At 29.6% G+C, this 18,959-nt stretch carries 19 protein-coding genes; 7 read left to right on the forward strand and 12 right to left on the reverse strand.

Going from position 1 to position 18,959, the window contains the following annotated elements:
* Genes AACT_RS13605 through efp form a run of 3 tightly spaced genes read left to right on the forward strand, consistent with a single transcriptional unit; the run spans position 1 to position 3,821 of the window.
* On the forward strand, positions 1 to 1,656 hold the full coding sequence (locus AACT_RS13605) for a 30S ribosomal protein S1 (RefSeq protein WP_172127757.1): 1,656 nt from the start codon (positions 1 to 3) through the stop codon (positions 1,654 to 1,656).
* Between the two features lie 11 nt (positions 1,657 to 1,667).
* Entirely contained in the window at positions 1,668 to 3,251 is a 1,584-nt protein-coding gene (gene serA / locus AACT_RS13610) for a phosphoglycerate dehydrogenase (protein ID WP_172127759.1), read from the forward strand.
* Positions 3,252 to 3,260: 9 nt separating this feature from the next.
* Positions 3,261 to 3,821, forward strand: coding sequence for an elongation factor P (gene efp, locus AACT_RS13615; RefSeq protein ID WP_172127761.1), 561 nt, complete (start codon positions 3,261 to 3,263; stop codon positions 3,819 to 3,821).
* Positions 3,822 to 3,969: 148 nt separating this feature from the next.
* Here the strand turns inward: efp and ribD are convergent, their stop codons facing one another.
* From ribD to nadA, 12 genes are all read right to left on the reverse strand, one after another.
* Complete coding sequence (ribD, locus tag AACT_RS13620) at positions 3,970 to 4,977, reverse strand: bifunctional diaminohydroxyphosphoribosylaminopyrimidine deaminase/5-amino-6-(5-phosphoribosylamino)uracil reductase RibD (protein ID WP_172127763.1); 1,008 nt, start codon at positions 4,975 to 4,977, stop codon at positions 3,970 to 3,972.
* Positions 4,978 to 5,075: 98 nt separating this feature from the next.
* Entirely contained in the window at positions 5,076 to 5,504 is a 429-nt protein-coding gene (gene rimP, locus AACT_RS13625; RefSeq protein ID WP_172127765.1) for a ribosome maturation factor RimP, read from the reverse strand.
* The gene (gene rbfA, locus AACT_RS13630; protein WP_172127767.1) at positions 5,501 to 5,860 is read right to left on the reverse strand and encodes a 30S ribosome-binding factor RbfA; all 360 of its coding nucleotides are present in this window, start codon (positions 5,858 to 5,860) and stop codon (positions 5,501 to 5,503) included. Before rbfA ends, rimP begins: the two co-directional genes overlap by 4 nt.
* Positions 5,861 to 5,862: 2 nt before the next feature.
* The gene (infB, locus tag AACT_RS13635; protein WP_172127769.1) at positions 5,863 to 8,571 is read right to left on the reverse strand and encodes a translation initiation factor IF-2; all 2,709 of its coding nucleotides are present in this window, start codon (positions 8,569 to 8,571) and stop codon (positions 5,863 to 5,865) included.
* The gene (locus tag AACT_RS13640; RefSeq protein ID WP_172127771.1) at positions 8,561 to 8,836 is read right to left on the reverse strand and encodes a DUF448 domain-containing protein; all 276 of its coding nucleotides are present in this window, start codon (positions 8,834 to 8,836) and stop codon (positions 8,561 to 8,563) included. Before AACT_RS13640 ends, infB begins: the two co-directional genes overlap by 11 nt.
* A 36-nt stretch (positions 8,837 to 8,872) precedes the next feature.
* Positions 8,873 to 9,754 (reverse strand): homoserine kinase, encoded by an 882-nt coding sequence (gene thrB / locus AACT_RS13645; protein ID WP_172127773.1) that lies wholly within the window; start codon positions 9,752 to 9,754, stop codon positions 8,873 to 8,875.
* 14 nt (positions 9,755 to 9,768) lie between these two features.
* Positions 9,769 to 10,221, reverse strand: a complete 453-nt coding sequence (locus AACT_RS13650; protein WP_172127775.1) for a hypothetical protein — start codon at positions 10,219 to 10,221, stop codon at positions 9,769 to 9,771.
* 11 nt (positions 10,222 to 10,232) lie between these two features.
* Positions 10,233 to 11,138, reverse strand: a complete 906-nt coding sequence (gene lpxC, locus AACT_RS13655; RefSeq protein ID WP_172127777.1) for a UDP-3-O-acyl-N-acetylglucosamine deacetylase — start codon at positions 11,136 to 11,138, stop codon at positions 10,233 to 10,235.
* Positions 11,135 to 12,541, reverse strand: coding sequence for a M23 family metallopeptidase (locus tag AACT_RS13660; protein WP_228720496.1), 1,407 nt, complete (start codon positions 12,539 to 12,541; stop codon positions 11,135 to 11,137). The genes lpxC and AACT_RS13660 overlap by 4 nt, the downstream gene beginning before the upstream one ends.
* Positions 12,525 to 13,511 (reverse strand): DHH family phosphoesterase, encoded by a 987-nt coding sequence (locus tag AACT_RS13665; protein ID WP_172127779.1) that lies wholly within the window; start codon positions 13,509 to 13,511, stop codon positions 12,525 to 12,527. The genes AACT_RS13660 and AACT_RS13665 overlap by 17 nt, the downstream gene beginning before the upstream one ends.
* An 8-nt stretch (positions 13,512 to 13,519) precedes the next feature.
* Positions 13,520 to 14,341 carry a carboxylating nicotinate-nucleotide diphosphorylase gene (gene nadC / locus AACT_RS13670; RefSeq protein WP_172127781.1) on the reverse strand — a complete coding sequence of 274 codons (822 nt, stop codon included), beginning with the start codon at positions 14,339 to 14,341 and terminating at the stop codon, positions 13,520 to 13,522.
* Positions 14,338 to 15,327, reverse strand: a complete 990-nt coding sequence (gene nadA, locus AACT_RS13675) for a quinolinate synthase NadA (RefSeq protein ID WP_172127783.1) — start codon at positions 15,325 to 15,327, stop codon at positions 14,338 to 14,340. The genes nadC and nadA overlap by 4 nt, the downstream gene beginning before the upstream one ends.
* A 121-nt stretch (positions 15,328 to 15,448) precedes the next feature.
* Here nadA and plsY point away from each other — a divergent pair, with 121 nt between their 5' ends.
* The 4 genes from plsY to AACT_RS13695 all read left to right on the forward strand — a co-directional run bounded on the left by plsY (position 15,449) and on the right by AACT_RS13695 (position 18,952).
* Complete coding sequence (gene plsY / locus AACT_RS13680; RefSeq protein WP_172127785.1) at positions 15,449 to 16,072, forward strand: glycerol-3-phosphate 1-O-acyltransferase PlsY; 624 nt, start codon at positions 15,449 to 15,451, stop codon at positions 16,070 to 16,072.
* A gap of 25 nt (positions 16,073 to 16,097) precedes the next feature.
* The gene (locus tag AACT_RS13685) at positions 16,098 to 16,409 is read left to right on the forward strand and encodes a dihydroneopterin aldolase (RefSeq protein ID WP_172127787.1); all 312 of its coding nucleotides are present in this window, start codon (positions 16,098 to 16,100) and stop codon (positions 16,407 to 16,409) included.
* Between the two features lie 589 nt (positions 16,410 to 16,998).
* Positions 16,999 to 18,177, forward strand: coding sequence for a porin (locus AACT_RS13690; protein WP_172127789.1), 1,179 nt, complete (start codon positions 16,999 to 17,001; stop codon positions 18,175 to 18,177).
* 148 nt (positions 18,178 to 18,325) lie between these two features.
* Positions 18,326 to 18,952 carry a c-type cytochrome gene (locus tag AACT_RS13695; RefSeq protein WP_172127791.1) on the forward strand — a complete coding sequence of 209 codons (627 nt, stop codon included), beginning with the start codon at positions 18,326 to 18,328 and terminating at the stop codon, positions 18,950 to 18,952.
* Positions 18,953 to 18,959: the final 7 nt, after the last annotated feature.

Genomic DNA, 18,959 nt, shown 5'->3' on the forward strand with positions numbered 1-18,959 from the left:
ATGGGTATCGAAGATATTGATTTAGGTGAAGACTTTGATTTTGAGCAAATGCTTAATGAGTCTTTTGAGAATGCGGAAAATAATTCTGTGGTTGATGGTGTAATTGTTGAAATTAATAGTGAAAGAGTTCTAGTTGACGTTGGTCAAAAAATAGAAGGTCAGTTAAATATTTCTGAAATTACAATTGGTGGTGAAGTAAAATATAAAGTTGGTGACACAATTCCTGTTATGTTAATGGGAAGCAGAGGTGAGAGACCAAGTATTTCACATAAAAAAGTTTTACAAAAAGAAAAATTTGATGCTTTTGAAAAAGCTCATGGTGAAAACTTCGAAGATGTAACAATCGAAGGTAAAATCGTTTCTGTAAAACAAAGAGGTGGATTTATAATCGAAGATGCTGATGGTTGTGAATATTTCATGCCTATGGCTCAATCTTACTTAAAAACTATTGGTGCAGTTGGTAAAACTGTAAAAGCAAAAGTTATCAAAGTAAACAAAGCTCAAAATTCAATTATTGTTTCAAGAAAAAAATTAATTGAAGAATCAAAAGCTGTTAAAGATAATAAAGTAACTGAAATTTTAGAAAATAAAGAACCAGTTATTGGAACAATCAAAAAAATTACTTCTTATGGAATGTTTGTTGATTTAGGTGGAATTGATGGTTTAGTAAACTACAATGAAATCTCATACAAAGGTCCTGTAAATCCTGCAAATTATTACAACGAAGGTGATGCTGTATCTGTTGTTGTATTATCTTATGACAAAACAAAACAACATTTATCTTTATCAATTAAAGCAGCTTTATCTAATCCTTGGGAAGAGATTAAAGACGAATTAGAAGTTGGTGATACAATTACTGTTACAGTTTCTAACTTTGAATCTTATGGTGCATTTGTTGATTTAGGAAATGACATTGAAGGTTTATTACATATATCTGAAATTTCATGGAATAAAAACTTAAAAAATCCAAAAGAGCTTTTAACAATTGGTGAAGAAATCAATGTTGAAGTTATTGAATTAAATATTGAACAAAAAAGATTAAGAGTATCTTTAAAAAATCTACAAGAAAAACCTTTTACTAAATTCACAAACGATCATAAAGTTGGTGACATAATCACTGGTAAAATTGCTACATTAACTGACTTTGGTGCTTTTGTAAGCATTGGTGATGTTGATGGTTTATTACATAATGAAGAAGCTTCATGGGAACCAAATGCAAAATGTAAAGCATTATTCAAAAAAGGTGATGAAGTAGAAGTTAAAATTATCAAAATTGATAGAGAAAAAGAAAATATCTCATTATCTATTAAAGAAATTGCTGATTCTCCTGCTAAAAAATTCCAAGATGCTTACAAAATCGGTGACATCGTAAAAGGAACTGTAAAAGATGCTAAAGATTTCGGAATTTTCATTAAATTAGAAAATAATCTTGATGGTTTAATTAGAAATGAAGATTTTGGTCCATTAAAAGCTGATGAAGTAAAAAATGGTGATGAAATTGAAGCTGTTGTTGTAAATATTGACACTAAAAAAAATAGAGTTAGATTATCTGTTAGAAGATTAGAGCAACAACAAGAAAGAGAAGTTTTAAAATCAGTAAATGATGACTCATCTATGACTTTAGGTGACATTATAAAAGATCAAATGAAATCATAGGAATTATTTAAATGAGTAAACATACAATTGTAGTTTGCGATCATATACATGACGCTGGTTTACAAATTCTTCAAAATACTGAAGATGTAAACTACGTATATGCAGCAGATGTAGATAAAACAGAACTTTTAAATATTATTAAAGATGCTCAAGTAGCAATCACTAGATCTTCAACAGATGTTGATGAGAAATTTTTAAATGCAGCAGTAAACTTAAAAGCTGTTATTAGAGCTGGTGTTGGTTATGACAATGTTGATATGGAAGGTTGTAGTAAAAGAGGAATAATCGCAATGAATGTTCCTACTGCAAACACTATAGCAGCGGTTGAATTAACAATGACTCACATGCTTTCTTGTATGAGAAAATTTCCATATGCTCACAATCAATTAAAAATTGATAGAGTTTGGAAAAGAGAAGATTGGTATGGAAATGAACTTTATGGGAAAAAACTAGGAGTTATTGGTTTTGGAAATATAGGTCATAGAGTTGCACTTAGAGCTAAATCATTTGAAATGGACGTATTGACTTACGACCCATATATTCCTTCAACTAAAGCAACTGATTTAGGTATCAAGTATACAACTAATTTTGAAGATATTTTATCTTGCGATATTATAACTATTCATACACCAAAAAATAAAGAAACTATCAATATGATTGGTTTTGAAGAGATTGCAAGAATGAAAGATGGTGTAGTTTTAATTAACTGTGCTAGAGGTGGATTATATAATGAAGATGCATTATATGAAAACCTAAAATCTGGTAAAGTAGCAATGGCTGGTATTGACGTATTTATAAAAGAACCTGCAATTGATCATCCATTATTAGATTTACCAAATGTAACTGTAACTGCTCACTTAGGGGCAAATACAAAAGAATCTCAAAGAGAAATTTCAGTTCAAGCTGCAAATAATGCAATTGAGTCTGCACGTGGAATTTCATATCCAAATGCTTTAAATTTACCAATTGATGAGAGTAAAATCCCTCATTTTGTAAAACCGTATATTGAACTTACTCAAAAAATGGCATTTTTACTTGCACAATTAAGTAAAAGTGAAATTAGATCAATTAACATTACAGCTGAAGGTGAAATCTCAGAATACTTAGATTCATTACAAACTTTTGCAACTGTTGGTGTATTAGCTGTTAGTTGTGGTGATGAAGTTAACTATGTTAATGCTAATTTTATTGCAAAAGAAAAAGGAATTGACCTTACAAATTCTGAATTCTCTAATCATAGTGGATATCAAAATAAAGTTTCAATTAATATCACTACTCCAACAGGAGTAAAAACAATTTCAGGAACAGTATTTAACGAAGATGTTCAAAGAATCGTAGAAATAAATGGATTCCCACTTGATATTGAGCCAAAAGGTAAAATGATCATTATGAGAAATCATGACGTTCCAGGTGTAATTGGTGAAGTAGGAAAGATTTTAGGTAATAATAATATTAATATTGCTGACTTTAGATTATCAAGAGGAAAAGATGGTGCATTAGCTGTTATTCTTATTGATGAAAAAGCTTGTTCAGATGTATTAAAAAAACTTGATAGTTTAGAAGCTGCTATTGCAGTTGCTTACGCAGAAATTTAAGGAGAAAATATGGCAATTGGTATGAGTGAATTAAAAAAGGGATTAAAAATCGAAGTTGATGGTGTTCCTTATAAAATTACAGAATATCAACATGTAAAACCTGGTAAAGGTGCTGCATTTGTTAGATGTAAAATTAAATCATTTTTAAATGGAAAAGTAATCGAAAAAACTTTCCACGCTGGTGATAAATGTGAAGTTCCAAATTTACAACAAAAACAAATGCAATTTTTATATGATGATGGTGAGATGTTACAATTTATGGATAATGCAACTTACGAACAAGAAGGTTTAACTTACGATCAAGTAGGTGAAGCATTTGATTGGATTATTGATGGAATGACTTGTGATATGATGTACTATAATGGTAAAGCTATCACAGTTGAACCACCAATGGTTGTAGAACTTAAAATTGTAGAAACTCCACCAAACTTTAAAGGTGATTCTCAAGGTGGTAGAAAACCTGCTACTTTAGAATCAGGTGCAGTTGTACAAATTCCTTTCCATATTCTTGAAGGTGACATTATTAAATGTGATACAAGAACTGGTGAGTACCTAGAAAAAGTAAAATAAAAAGATTAAGCTATATCGTGGAAATACTGCGATATAGCTTTCTTTTCTTCAGTCACTGACCTTGGTCAGCTCCCTCTTCAAATAAAACTCTATCTTGATTTCGACGATAAATCTTAACCTTTTCAATGTTTTGTATTAAAATAAATTTTTAAACTTTTCTTTTTAAAAACATAATTTTTTCTTCTCCAATATAGTTCTCATGTACTATTTCAAAATCTATATTTATTTCATTTAAGGCATTAATTCCATTTCTTATTTTTGGACTTACTATTAATACAATATAATCAATTCTTTCTTTTAATATATTCATTAAATTATAAACACCTTCAACCATTACTAGCTTATGATCTAATAATTTAAATAAATCATCACTTATTATAACTTCTCTATTTGGTACTTTAAATAGTGGGATATTATTATCAAATATTTTATTTTTACTATATATCATTATTTTAGGCGCACGTCCAGCTATATATCTTGCATCCAAGGTTGGTTTATCTATTCGTACAGTATTTCCACCTATTAGCATTAAATCAACTTTATCTCTTAATGTATGTACATATAATTGACTCATTTTTGAAGATACGGCTCCATCTATACAGCCATTTAGCGTTTGTGCCATTTTATAAAAGATAAATGTTCCGCTACTCCACTTTATAAATGGATATAAGAGATTATAGGCTTCTTTTTTCATACATCCTATACTTACACTAATATTTACACTTTTTAGTGTTTCTATACCACCTGAGGCTAGTTTATTTATATCTTCATGGGCAATGATTACTCTTTTTGGTTTTAATTCTTTTAATAAGTTTGCACAAGATGGAGTTTTACCTATGTGATTGCAAGGTTCAAGCGTAACAAAAATTTCGCAATCATTAAAATATCCATTATGATTTTCTAAAAAAAAAGTATGAATATCTAAAGAACTATTTTTCATTTTTAATATTGAATTTGGATATTCAAGTAAGTATGCAGCTTTTAGTGCATTTACTTCTGCATGGGGCATTCCAGCTTCTTTATGAGCTTCTATTGATAATAACTTACCATCTTTTACAATAACACAACCAACAGCTGGATTTGGGTATGTTAAAAGCTGATATTTCCATGCTTCATCAATAGCTAATTTCATATAAAAATTATCATCTATTTTCATTGTTTATCGCTTTTGGTTTAATTTTTTTTGGGGAGGTAGTATATAAGAAGTAGTGTTAATGTGTAGTAAAATTAATAGAGGATCTCTATTAATTTATTTTACCACTCGAAATAAGTAGCAGCTGAAAGAATTGAATCATAAGTGATTTCTTCATCTGCAAATTCAGTTTTTACTATTATTTTTTGATCATCAGCAAAAATCAATTCACCTTTATAAGTTTCAGTTGCAAAATCTTTAACTTTTACTTTTTCGCCTACAGATGCTTTAAAATGCTCTTTTGTTCTAAGTTTTCTTTCAATTCCAGGAGAGCTTACTTCTAAAATATATTCGCCATTCATTGGTTCATCAACATCTAATATTGGTGAAATCATTCTTGAAATTTCAGCACATTTATCTAAGCTAATTCCACCTTCAGCTGTTACTAATACTCTAAAGATATTTCTATCATGTGCTTTTGTGCTCACGATATCATAAAGATTAGCGCCTAAACTTTCTACTGCTAATTTAATTGATTGTTCTAAACTCATTCTTCTTCACTTTTTGTTTTTCTTATTTGAGCAAATAATGCTTCAATATTTTTTGATTTCTCTAATGATGTATCATTTAAAAATGTAAAGTTAGGACACTTATACCAACCTGTACTTGCTAGTATATGTGTTTTAATTCTTCCATTTGCTTTGTTTAGCAATGAAATAATATCTTTAATTTCAGTTTTATCATAATCAGAGCCATCAAAATATACAATAGCATCATACTTTCCATTTTTACAGTTAACTGCTGTAATTGGCAAAGAGTTAATTCTGCTATCAACTAAATTTGATAAAGCTTCTGGAATTAACTCCATAAGTAATGATTCTGTTCTTTGTAAATTTATACTTTTCATTCTTAGTTATCTACTGATACTTTTTCTTCAATTTGAATAAATGTTTCGATGAAATCTCCAACTTTAATATCATTGAATTTATCAAACATAATACCACACTCATAACCATTAGCAACTTCTTTAGCATCATCTTTAAATCTTTTTAATGATGAGATTTTACCTGTATAAGTAACAACTCCATCTCTAATGATTCTTGCATGTCCACCTCTGATAACTTTACCATCTGTTACTAAACATCCAGCAACTGTTCCTACTTTTGGAACAACGAATGTATCTCTAACTTCAGCTTGACCTGTATTTTCTTCACGAATTACTGCACTCATCATACCTGATAACGCATCTTTAACATCATCAATTAAATCATAAATGATTGAATAAGTATTAATAGAAACACCATCTGCTTTTGCTTTTGCTTTTACAGAACCTGTAGGTCTTACGTTAAATCCTAGGATAATACACCCTTCAGATGCACCTGCAAGAACTAAGTCAGACTCAGTGATTCCTCCAACTGCTGCATGGATTACTTTTACTTTTACTTCATCATTTGCAATTTTTTCTAATGAACCTTTAATTGCTTCTAAAGATCCACCAACATCTGTTTTAATAATTACAGGAAGTTGTTTGATTTTACCTTCAGCAATTAATCCACTCATCTCTTCTAGAGAAACTTTAGTAGATTTAGATAATTCTTTTGCACGTGCATGTTCAGCTCTAGTAGTTGCAATATCTCTTGCTTCTTTATCAGAATCCATAACAACCATAACAGTACCAGTTGTTGGAACGTCATTTAGACCTAAAACAGTACCTGTTTCAGAAAGTCCAAGTTCTTTTACTGCATTTCCATTATCATCAGTAATTGCTTTTACTCTACCAAAAGTAGTATCACAAACGATATTATCACCAATTCTTAATGTACCATTTTGAACGATAATAGTAGCAACTGGCCCTCTTCCTTTTTCAAGTGAAGATTCAATAACAGCAGCTTTAGCTTTTGCAGTTGGATCAGCTTTTAATTCTAGTAATTCTGCTTGAATTAATATATTTTCTAATAAATCTTCAATACCTTCACCTGATTTTGCAGATACTCCGATAAATTCTGTATTTCCACCCCAATCAACAGGTGTCATACCTTTTTCAGCCATTTGAGCTTTTACCATATCGATATTTGCAGTTTCTTTATCAATTTTATTCATAGCAATAATAATTGGACAACCACTTGCTTTTGCATGAGCAATAACTTCTTCAGTTTGAGGTTTAACACCATCATCAGCAGCAACAACAATAATAACGATATCTGTAATAGCAGTACCTCTTGATCTCATAGCAGAGAAAGCAGCATGTCCTGGAGTATCAACAAATGTGATTTTTTGTCCATTTTTCTCAACTGTATAAGAAGAGATATGTTGAGTGATTCCACCTGCTTCACCTGAAGCTATTTTTGAAGATCTAATTTTATCTAATAATGATGTTTTACCATGGTCAACGTGTCCCATAATAGTAACAACAGGTGGTCTAGTCACAAATGATGAATCATCAATATCTTCATCACCATCATGATAGTCTCCAACATAATTTACATCTTCTAATGCATCTCTTACTGTTACTTCAATTCCAAACTCTTCACCAAGAATCTCTAACTCATCTTGTTTTAAGAAGTCATTTTTAGTAACCATCATTCCTAATGAAAATAATACAGTTATAACTTCAGCAGGTGATTTACCACAAGCTTCAGCAAACTCATAAACTCTAATATCTTCAGGAATTGTAACTTCAGTTATTTCTACAGTTTCTTGAGTTCTAGCTATTCTTTTCTTTCTTTTTCCTCTTTTTAAACCTTGAGGTGCATTACCAAAAGCAGCTGGTCTTGAAGATCTTGATTGTTTAGCTGGATTTTGAGGTTTTGGCTCATCAAAAATTTTAAGATTATCATTTAATCCCATATCAAGTAAAACAACTTCTTCACCTAATAATGAATCATCAGAACTTGAAAATTCATCACTATAAGTTCTATCAAGTTTTTTACCATGATCTTGAGCTTTAACGATAGTTTTCTTTTTCTCTTTTTTAGGTCTTGACTTTTTCATATCGTCAAAGTTATTCTTTAAATTCTCAGTAACTGTATCTTCTTCGTTTCCACCAAGAATTTCACTTAAAGATTTCATTTGTTTTTTAGGTTGTACTTCAGATTCAAAAGTTTTTTCAACAGGTGCTTCAACTTTTGGCTTTTTCTTCTTGATAATAACTAGACCTCTTCTTTTAGGCACTATTTTATTAACATTGTCAGGATTAACATCAGGTTTGTCAAGTTCTTCTTGAGGTTTTGAAGGTGCAGGCTTTATATTTGGCTTAGAAATTACAACTTTTTTTAATTCTGGTTTTTTTCTAACTTCAGTATCTTTCTTTTCAATAGTTTCAACTTTTGTTTCACTAACTATTACTTCTTTAACTTTAGTAGTTTTATTTTCCATATCTTCTGTTTTATTTTCAGTTGTTTTCTCAACAACTTTTTTAGGCTTAGCTACTGGCTTAACTTCTAATTTTGGACTTTTTCCAGTCATTATATAATTAGTTATTTCCTCAGCATCTTCAAATGATACTGCACTTTGGGGTGATTTAAGTTCTATTTTTAAATCTTTAGCCTTTGCAATTACTTCTGCACTAGTTGCTCCCGCTTCTTCTGCAATCTCATAAACTCTTACTTTATCTGACATCTGTTAGCATCTCCTTAAGTTGTGTGACATACTTATCTTTATTTTTACACTCTTTGCAAAGTGATTTTTCAATTCTTTTAAAATCTTTTCCATTTATATCTGACTGTAAGATATTTTCACAATCACTACAAATATAAAAACTTCTACCGTAATTATTGTAAAACAATAATTTTTTATCTTCACATTTTAGTCTTAGTAACTCTTTTTGTTCAAATTTGCCTTTGCAAACGACACAGGTTCTTAAGATCATTTTTGAATTAGCCAAGCATTATACCTAAAATATACTTAATATCAAAAATAATCAAATTTCTATTCTCACACCAACATTATCAAAATCAGCTGTGAAGACTTTAAAATGAGGAAATCTTAGCTTTAATGCTTTCTCCAAATTTTTACTATCATCTGCATAGGACATTGAAAACAGTGTAGAACCTGAACCTGATAAAGTACTCATTAAAGCACCCTCTTTTAAAGATGTTTTTTGTACATCAAAAAGCTCTGGCATTTGCTTCATTCTGTATTTTTGATGAATTTGATCAAACGAAGCATGCTTCAACATCTCCCAATCTTCAGCCATAAATGCAGCTGTTAATAACGATGAATGAGAAATATTAAATACTGCATCTTCCTTTGAATATTTAAAAGGTAATGTTTTTCTAGACAATTGCGTTGAAATTGCTCTATTAGGTACTACAATAACTGCTTTTAAATTTTTTGGAATTGCTTTATTAATATATCTTACTTCATTTTCTTGAACGCAAGCTACATTAAATCCACCCATAACAGCAGGTGTTATATTATCAGGATGATTTTCATAAGCTAATGCTAAATTTAATAATTTATCTTTTTCAAGTTTTATTCCCTCAATTGCGTATGCACTGGCAATTGCTGAAACAATAACTGCAGATGAACTTCCTAATCCACGTGAAAGTGGAATCTCATTTTGAAATTCAAATCTAAAATGTCTTTTTTTATATGATAAATTATGATAAAAATCATTAAATATAGATATAAACATATTGTTATCTTTTAAAGCAGGATTATTTGCACCCTCACCTTTTAAAGATACACTATGAAATTTTGATGGTCTGATTATTACTTGGTTTTTCATAGATATTGCTAAACCTAAGCAATCAAAACCTGGGCCTAAATTTGCACTTGTAGCGGGAACGCTTACTTTCATCCATTTCCTTCTTCTTAAACAGCTGGTAAATTATATATTGGCAGTGTTTCTTGATTAAAATTATATTTTTCTATACACATAGGTAATTTAAAGTCGCGAATTATACTATCTTTTTCTAAAAAATCTACTTTAATTTCCTTATCTTGTTTTATAAAATACTTTTTACCAAGGGCTTTAATAGGAGAATTTTCATTGAATTCAAAGCCATCAATAGCTTTAAATTCAATTTTTTTTGTTATACATATTGTTTTTAGAAATATATAAGCTACTTTAATAGCCATAAAAGATCCAGGAGAATTAACATAAGTAATTGTATTAATATCATATTCATCTAAAAGTTTAGTAAATAAACTAGGCAATAAATCCGATGTTTTACCATCGAGTTTATGCTCAACAATTAATTTTTTATTTTCATAAACACCTACTAATAAAGGGTTTGAAATAGTTATAGCTAAAATTTCTATCAAATAATTAAACCTTAATTCTCAACTTTTGAATATGCCATTTCAAATACAACAGCTTCAGAAGTAGCTTCTTCTAAATCAATTATTTCATAATTTGATTCATCTTCATAAAGTTTCTTTGTAAGTAAATGATTTAAATGATGACTTCCAGCAACTGCATCATATTCACCAACCAAAGTATATTCTAAAAGTGCCATATCACCAATTGCATCTAAAATTTTATGCCTTACAAACTCATCATCAAATCTTAAACCTTCAGGATTTAAAACCTTAGATTGATCAAGTACAATAGCATTTTCCATAGAACCACCTTGTGCTAATCCTATACTTCTTAAATATTGAACTTCATGTAAAAACCCAAATGTTCTAGCTCGACTGATATTCTCTTTATATTCAGCAATTGAATAATCAAAGTGGAAATTTTGTTTTCCAATAGCAGGATGATCAAATGTAATTTCAAAATCATATACAATTCTATTAGAAGGTTTTAGAGTAACTCTTTTACCTTCAGGTGTTGTAATTTCAACTTGCTTTTTGATTTTTATAGCTTTTTTTGATTTATCAAGCTCTTTTATTCCAGCTTCTTCAATGAGCATACAATATCCAGCTGAACTTCCATCAAGTACAGGAACTTCATCATTATCAATCACTACTCTTAAGTTATCAATTCCATAAGCATAAACAGCTGATAAAAGATGCTCAATTGTAGAAATTACAACTCCATCTTTACCAATTACTGTAGCCATCTTAGTATCAACTACATTTTCTCTTTTTAGTGGAATTGTAACACCTGCATCTACCCTATAAAAAACTATACCCATATCACTATCAAGTGGTTCTAGTTTCATTTTTACAGGAACGCCTTTATGTAAGCCAATACCTACAATTTCTATACTTTTTGCAATTGTTCTTTGTTTCATTTTGCACTTCCATTTGCTGGTGCTGTACTTCCATTTATTATTTTCACAGCATCATTTATAGTTTTATTAACGTTAGTCTTCATCCAATCAAAATCAAGCCACTCATTTGGATTTACTTCAATTCCTTGAACTAACATACCAAAGTGTAAGTGATCCCCAAATACAGCTCCTGTAGAACCTGTATTACCTATTTTATCTCCAGCTTTTACTTCATCATTAACTTCAACATTTAAACTACTTGTATGTGCATATAAAGATCCTATTCCATAACCATGATCAATAATAGCAGTATCTCCATAGATTCCTAAATATCCTTTAAATATAACTTTTCCAGGATTTGATGTAAATATTTCTGCTCTTTTAACACTTGCCCAATCCATACCTAAATGCCAAGCTTCATCAATTTTTATATCATTATAAAAATAATGTCTTCTTTCACCAAATTTAGCAAAAGTTGCTGCATTTGGTAATCTAATAAAAGGTTTAATATCAAAAGGATTATTAGAGTTATTCATAAGATTTTTTCTTGCAACTTCTCTTATAGTTTTAACATTTTTTTCTCTTAGCTCTTTGTTTGTTTTCACAAAAGTTTCAACTACATTATTAGGAACATTCATTTCACTATTTTCTAAAACGTGTTTACTTACATTGTTTACAAAATCATCTGAAATTTTGATATCATCAATTTTTTCTTTAAAGTTCTTAATATAAAAAGGTACTTTCGCTTCTGTTTTATTTCCTGCTAAATCCACAGCAACTACATTTACTCTTTTAAATTCTTTAATATCAATAGGCCAAGTAATTACAGAAATATAGAAGTTTTTCTTATAAAAAGGAAATAATTCAAATACCTCTTCATCATTAAATGAAATATAGTAATCTTTTATATTCTCATCATTGATCTCTACAACAATAACTCCACTTCCACCTTGTCTTAATAAGTATGAATTTGTAATTACATTTGCTACTGGACTTTTTTTATCAATAATTATTTTAGAATTACTAACTGTATGATTTCCTTTAAAAAAGTTCCATTTACTTGTATCATAAACTTCTACTTTTAAAGTAGCTTCTTTAGGTTTATAAAATTCATCAGATTGTGGAGGCATTACATCTAATTCAATAATTCCATTTTCATTTTTTATAACTTTAGTTTCTAATTTTATCTTTTTTTCACCATCAATAAAAAAGATATCATAAGATTTTATTTGTGTATCATCTGCAATTGCAACATTTATTGGCTTTTGAAAATTCCAATAAATTTCATTTTGTACTTTAATTTGTGGTGCACTTCTCTCAAACATATTAGAGAACAACAAAAACACAACTGCTGATAAAAAAATGATAAGGCCTATATAAATTCCTAAACCTTTAATACTGTATTTATTATTTGTAAACTTCAAAAATTTCCTTTAAAACTATTTCTTTTGCTTTTTCTACATCTATCATATCTAAGGTACATCCAGCTGCGTTATAATGGCCACCGCCATCAAACTCACCTGCAATCTTAGCAACATCAATTTTTCCCTTAGATCTTAACGACACCCGTGAAACTCCATTTACAACTCTTACAAAAAAAGCGATTTTAACTATGGCAATACTCATAATCATATCTAAGGCATCTTCACAATCCCTATTATGAGCACCTGTCTCTTTAAACCACTCTTCTTTTGCAAATATGGAAGCTACTTCACCCTCTTTAAAAAGTTCTAAACTATTTAAAACTTTTGGAATAATTCTATATTTTGCCAAAGAATCTCTTCTTAAAAGCTTATTTGCAATCTCAGAAGGGCTAGCACCACATTCAACTAAAAAGTTTGTTTTCTCAAAAGTCAGCTCATCACATCTTCCTAATGAAAAAGCTAATGTATCATCATAAATCCCCACATAAAGTGCAGTTGCTGAATCTTTTGTAATGTATAATCCATTATGTTTAAAAAATTCAAATACTAATTCAGCTGTTGAACTTTTCATAGGATCTACGATATTTACTACTCCAAAATGATTATTTGATTTGTGATGATCAAAGTTTATAATTGGAATAGATGGATCAGGAGTAAATCCTAATCTTTTAAAAGTACCACAATCTACTGTAATAATCAAATCAAAAAATGCTGGTAATTGATCTGAAATTTTATCAAATCTTGGTATAAAATCAAGATTTTGTGGTAAATCAGCACTTATATTAAATACCTTATGTTTGATTTTATTTTCATGAAATAAGTTTGATAAAGCCAATGCTGAACCAATAGAATCAGGATCTGGATTTACATGTGTAACAATTAATATATATCTACTTTTTTCAATAAGTTCTAATGCCTTAGTATGTTCTGCCATATCAACTTTATTGCTTATTATAAAATCTTTTTTCAAAATAAGTCCTAATCAAACTTCATAGAAAAATCAAGCCAAGTTGCTTGATGAATAATACTTCCACTACTAATAGCATCAACGCCTGTAGAGGCATATGTTTTAATAGTATCAAGATTTATATTTCCACTAGCTTCCAATAAGATATGTGGATAATTGGTATTTCTAAAAGTTACAACTTCTTTTATTTGTTCAGTAGTCATATTATCACACATAATAATATCACCACCTGCATGCATAGCTTCCTTAACTTGCTCAAAAGTTTCACATTCGATTTCTATTTTAGTAACCCATGAGATTCTTTTTCTTGCTTTTTTTACAAACTCTTCAAGATTGTCAATTGTTCTTAAGTGAGTATCTTTTAACATCAAACAATCATCAAGTCCAAGTCTATGATTAATAGCCCCACCAACTCGTGATGCGTATTTTTCAAAATCTCTTAACTGTGGTCTTGTTTTTCTAGTATCAAGTAAAACTACACCTGTACCTTCTATAAGTTTTGCATATTTATTTGCCATAGTAGCAATTCCACTTGCGTGTTGAAGCATGTTTAAAAAAGTTCGCTCAGATGATAATAAAATAGATGCTTTCCCCTCAAGTTCGGCAATAATATCACCCTCTTTGATTTCATCTCCATCATTTTTTAAAAATTTACAATCAAACTTTTCAGTTCTTGCTAATACCTTTGCGTATTGAACACCTGCTAAAATACCATCTGATTTACAAATAGCACGCGCAGTAAATCTTCCTTTGGGAGCAACATCGAAGAATAAATCTCCTCTACCATTATCTTCGATAATGGCATTTTTTACAAACTTCTTTATATTAATCATACTTCAAACATCCTTTCTAATGCTACTTTTGCCCACTTTGCTGTATCTTCTGAAACAAAAATCTCTGTTTCTTTACTAATTTTATCATCTTTTATAGATTTTAGTGTGTTATAAACATCTTGTAAAGTTGTCTCATTCATTGTTGGGCACTCAGGTTTTGTTGAACTTAATATATATGTATTTTTATCTCTTAATCTACTTACCATATTAAACTCAGTTCCAACAGCTATTTTTTGCTCAGGATCTAAGCCTTTTATATATGTAATCAATTGAGAAGTTGAACCTACAAAATCAGCTGCATCACAAACACTTGGATCACATTCAGGATGAACTGCAATTAAAATATCTGGAAATCTTTCTCTATAAAACTCTATATCTTCTACTGAAAACTGTTGATGAACAGAACAAAATCCATTATAACAAATAATATCAGCTTGCTTTAAATCACTTCCATCACCAACAATTGCAGATTTTAAATTTAATGATTTTGCAAAGTTTTGACCTAAACATCTATCAGGAACAAAAAATATCTTTTTCCCTGATTTTAAACCTTTTTCAATAATTTTATATGCATTTGATGAAGTACAAACCATTCCACCCATTTGTCCAACTTTTGCTTTAACAGCTGCACTTGAGTTTATATATGTAATTGGTAAAATCTCATCATTTGAGATTCCAGCTTCATTTATTTTTTTTAGATTCTCTTCATAATATCCAACATCAATCATTCTAGCCATTGCACAACAAGCAATTTTTGGCATAAGAACAGTTTTTTCTGGACTCATAACTTTTACACTCTCACCCATAAAACCAACACCACAAAATACAACATATTTTGAGTCTGTAAGCATTACTTTTTTTGCAAGTTCTAGTGAGTCACCTGTAATATCTGCTAACTCGAATACTTCATCTCTTTGATAGAAATGAGCAACTAAAGTTACATCTAATTCTTCTTTTAATTTTATTATTTCATTTTTTAAATTCAAAATAAGCCTTCAAATTTTTATTAAATGTGAATATAACAAAATTTTAGTTATAATCTCATTTAATTAAGTAAAATAAACAATTTAAGTTCCTTTAAATAAGGAGCATTATAAAAGGTAATAGATGGATTTTTTCACAAATACAAACATTTTATTTTTTTTAGCAGCATACCTAATAGGATCTATTCCTTTTGGTTCAATATTAGCTAAAACATTTGCTGGAGTTGATATAACAGCAGCAGGAAGTAAATCAATTGGGGCAACTAATGTTCTTAGAGTTGTAAAAGAAACAAACCCAAAACTTGCAAAAAAGCTAGGTCTTGCAACTGTGATTTTAGATGCATTAAAAGGAACTTTAGTTTTATTAGTTGCTATGTATTATGGTCTTAGTGAATCTACACTTTGGGGAGTTGCAATTCTTGCAGTTTTAGGACACTGTTATTCTATATACTTAGGTCTTGAAGGTGGAAAAGGTGTTGCAACTGGTCTTGGAGTTTATTTAGTACTTATTCCAATTCCTACTATTATTGGAGCTGTTGTTTGGATAGTATGTGCAAAAGTTTTAAAAATATCTTCTTTATCATCACTACTTGGACTTTTAGCTGTTGTAATAAGTGCTAGTTTTTTAAATAATGGTTTAAATGTAGGTTCAAATATACCTATGTATATAATCGCATTTATCATTATATATAAACATATTCCAAATATTATCAGAATGATAAAAGGTGAAGAGAAAAAAGTTATATGACTTTTTTCTCTACATATAATTAGCAATGAAAATAGAAATCAATAATCTTACATTTAAATGTATTATAGGAATACTTGATTTTGAACGTATTAAAAAACAAAGAGTTATTCTAAACATATCTTTTGAATATCTCTTTACAAAAGATATGTTTATAGATTATGCAGAAGTATCATCTCTTTTAAAATCTACAATGAAAACACAAAAGTTTCTTCTTCTTGAAGATGCTATTTTATATATAGAAAATCTACTATTACATATATACCCTATCACAAACCTACAAATCAAAATCTCAAAACCAGATATTTTAAAAGATTGTATAGTTACATTATCAAACTAACAAATATTGACATAAGAATTTTAATATGTTAAAATCCTTTTATGTAAAACATGAAAACTCTTGTAGGAGTGACTACCTACTAGTTTATTCACCGAAAGGGTAAGGAATTTTTTCCTTACCCTTTTTTTTGTGGGTAGTGTTGGGTGGGAGTGATAAATGAAAGGAGTTCTTTCATGTTTTACAAAATGGTAGTATTACTTTTAATATTCTTAATATTTGCTATTAAGTTATATTAATAAAAGGGGGAACTAGTCACTCCCCTGTTACTACTTACTCAAATCTCAAAACAGATATTTTAAAAGATTGTATAGTTACATTAAGTAATTATTAGCAAGCTATTGTACCTTTAATATAGGACACTTTTTGTCTCTTCATAGCATTAACGAAGCATTAATATGGCGTTAACTAAATACTACCTTAAATTAACAGAGAATTAACAGTCAAATTGTAACTTTAAGAAAACTTTAAAATTTAGTGGTGTAGAATGGCCGTAACGGAATATCGGAAAAGGTTTAAAACCAAAAGTTTTAGATGAGTTCGCGCGCTCCGATATACTGAAAAAAGATTTCGAAATTTTAGGAGAACACAAATGAAAAAAATCGCAAAATTAAGTTTAGTAGCTGCTATTGCAGTTTCAGGATTAACGGCAGCTAACGCTACACCATTAGAAGAAGCAATCAAAGGTGTTGATGTTTCTGGTACAGTTGTATATAGATATGATGACAGAACTACTGATAATGCAACTGCAGATGGTTTTAGTAATGAATCAAACAATAGTTATAAAGTTGCACTTAATTTAAAATCTTCAATTAATGATGATTTAACATTTAATGCAAGAACAATTATCGGTGACAGCACAGGTATGGCTGAAGTTGGTGATTCTACAACTGGTGCAGATGGTGAAGCAACTTTTGGTTTATCACATGCTAACTTTGCATATACAGGTATCATGAATACAACTGTTATTGCTGGTAAACAAGCTGTTCCATCTCCATTTGCTGTTCAAGCTGATGCTGCAGGAAATGAAAATACTGGTACAGGTATCACTTCTTTAACAACTGTAGGTCCTGTTACTGTAGCTGCTACATACTTAAATCAAACTAACTTATTTGGTAGTACAACTGGACAAGATATTGCTGGTTTAGGATTAATGGGTGATTTAGGTCCTGTAGCATTAGACGGATGGTATTTACAAGCTTTAGAAAGCAATTCAGCAAATGATGATGGAGCTTCATTATATACACTTGGTGCAAAAGCAAAAGTTGAAATGGTTGAATTAACATCTAGATATTCTGCAATTGATCCATCAGCTTCTGGAATGGATACAGAATCAATTGCAAAAGTTGGAGCAAAAGCTAAATTTGGTATCGTTACTGCGTCTGTAGATTATGGTCAATCAAATGATTCAGATAGTTATGCTTCTTTAATTGGTTTAGCTCATAGTGCAACAACATCTCCTGATGCTGATGCTGATGTTAATTTACAAGCATGGGCTTTAAACCTTAACAAAAATGATGCACAATTAATTAAAGCAACATTAGGTGTTGATGTATTAGCTAATGTAAACTTATCAGCTACTTATGCAGATTTATCAGTAGATTCAGCTGCAAACTCTGATGCTTCTGAATACTATGGTCAATTAACATATAAAATGGGTAAAAACTTCATGACATATGCTAGAATTGGTCAAGTTGAGTATGATGTTGCTTCAGGTGTTGCAAGCAAAGATAATACAAGAGGAAGATTACACGTTCAATATACTTTCTAATTTGAAAGATAGTATTTAACTACTAAACTTACTTTAAAAGGGTTGAAGATTTTTCTTCAACCCTTTTTTTATTCTTAAATTTCTTATTATTACTTTACTCTTAAACTATTTATGATAAAATCTAGAAAATTTAAAAAAGGATTTTATCTTGAAAAAAGCAATTCTTTCATCAATACTATTATTAAGTTCAACTTCTATTTTCGCTGATACTACTATGTGTTTCAAAGAAAATCATCAATCTATGTCAACTATTGAAAATACACCTTTAGATGGTGGTATTTGTGCAGGTAAAAATACAATAGCAGATATGAAAGCAAAAGGTTGGTTAGTAGATGATATAAAAATATCTCAATCAGCAAACGGTATGAACTTTATCTATGTTCTTAAAACTCCAGGATCTCAAATGGCGTCACAATCAAATTTTTCAGGAAACCAAGCTGATATGGAAGCTAGAATCTTAGAAAAACTAGAGAAGAAAAAAGAAGCTGAAAAAGTTGCAAAAGAAATTCAAATTAAAAAAGATTTATCAGTTGATGGTAAAAATATCTATGTTAATAAATGTCAATCATGTCATGGAGAAAAAGGTGAATCAACAGTAGGTGGATACTCAAGACCTCTTAATACATTAAGTTCAGAAGAAATGAGACACTCAATTAGTGGATATACAAATGGAACTTATGATAGAGGAAGAGCATCAGTTATGAGACCAATTACATCTACTCTTACATATGTAACTTTAGATAAAGTTAGTGCATATTTAGAGTCAATTAAATAACAAATAC

It is taken from the genome of Arcobacter acticola (assembly GCF_013177675.1).
GTDB classification, from domain to species: domain Bacteria; phylum Campylobacterota; class Campylobacteria; order Campylobacterales; family Arcobacteraceae; genus Aliarcobacter; species Aliarcobacter acticola.

What these genes read in the sequence shown, in the direction of transcription:
- AACT_RS13690 (WP_172127789.1), top strand. Translation starts at nt 16,999, where the DNA reads ATGAAAAAAATCGCAAAATTAAGTTTAGTAGCTGCTATTGCAGTTTCA.
- efp (WP_172127761.1), top strand. Translation starts at nt 3,261, where the DNA reads ATGGCAATTGGTATGAGTGAATTAAAAAAGGGATTAAAAATCGAAGTT.
- rimP (WP_172127765.1), bottom strand. Translation starts at nt 5,504, where the DNA reads ATGAGTTTAGAACAATCAATTAAATTAGCAGTAGAAAGTTTAGGCGCT.
- thrB (WP_172127773.1), bottom strand. Translation starts at nt 9,754, where the DNA reads ATGAAAGTAAGCGTTCCCGCTACAAGTGCAAATTTAGGCCCAGGTTTT.
- nadC (WP_172127781.1), bottom strand. Translation starts at nt 14,341, where the DNA reads ATGATTAATATAAAGAAGTTTGTAAAAAATGCCATTATCGAAGATAAT.
- AACT_RS13605 (WP_172127757.1), top strand. Translation starts at nt 1, where the DNA reads ATGGGTATCGAAGATATTGATTTAGGTGAAGACTTTGATTTTGAGCAA.
- serA (WP_172127759.1), top strand. Translation starts at nt 1,668, where the DNA reads ATGAGTAAACATACAATTGTAGTTTGCGATCATATACATGACGCTGGT.
- plsY (WP_172127785.1), top strand. Translation starts at nt 15,449, where the DNA reads ATGGATTTTTTCACAAATACAAACATTTTATTTTTTTTAGCAGCATAC.
- rbfA (WP_172127767.1), bottom strand. Translation starts at nt 5,860, where the DNA reads ATGAAAAGTATAAATTTACAAAGAACAGAATCATTACTTATGGAGTTA.
- lpxC (WP_172127777.1), bottom strand. Translation starts at nt 11,138, where the DNA reads ATGAAACAAAGAACAATTGCAAAAAGTATAGAAATTGTAGGTATTGGC.
- infB (WP_172127769.1), bottom strand. Translation starts at nt 8,571, where the DNA reads ATGTCAGATAAAGTAAGAGTTTATGAGATTGCAGAAGAAGCGGGAGCA.
- AACT_RS13685 (WP_172127787.1), top strand. Translation starts at nt 16,098, where the DNA reads ATGAAAATAGAAATCAATAATCTTACATTTAAATGTATTATAGGAATA.
- ribD (WP_172127763.1), bottom strand. Translation starts at nt 4,977, where the DNA reads ATGAAAATAGATGATAATTTTTATATGAAATTAGCTATTGATGAAGCA.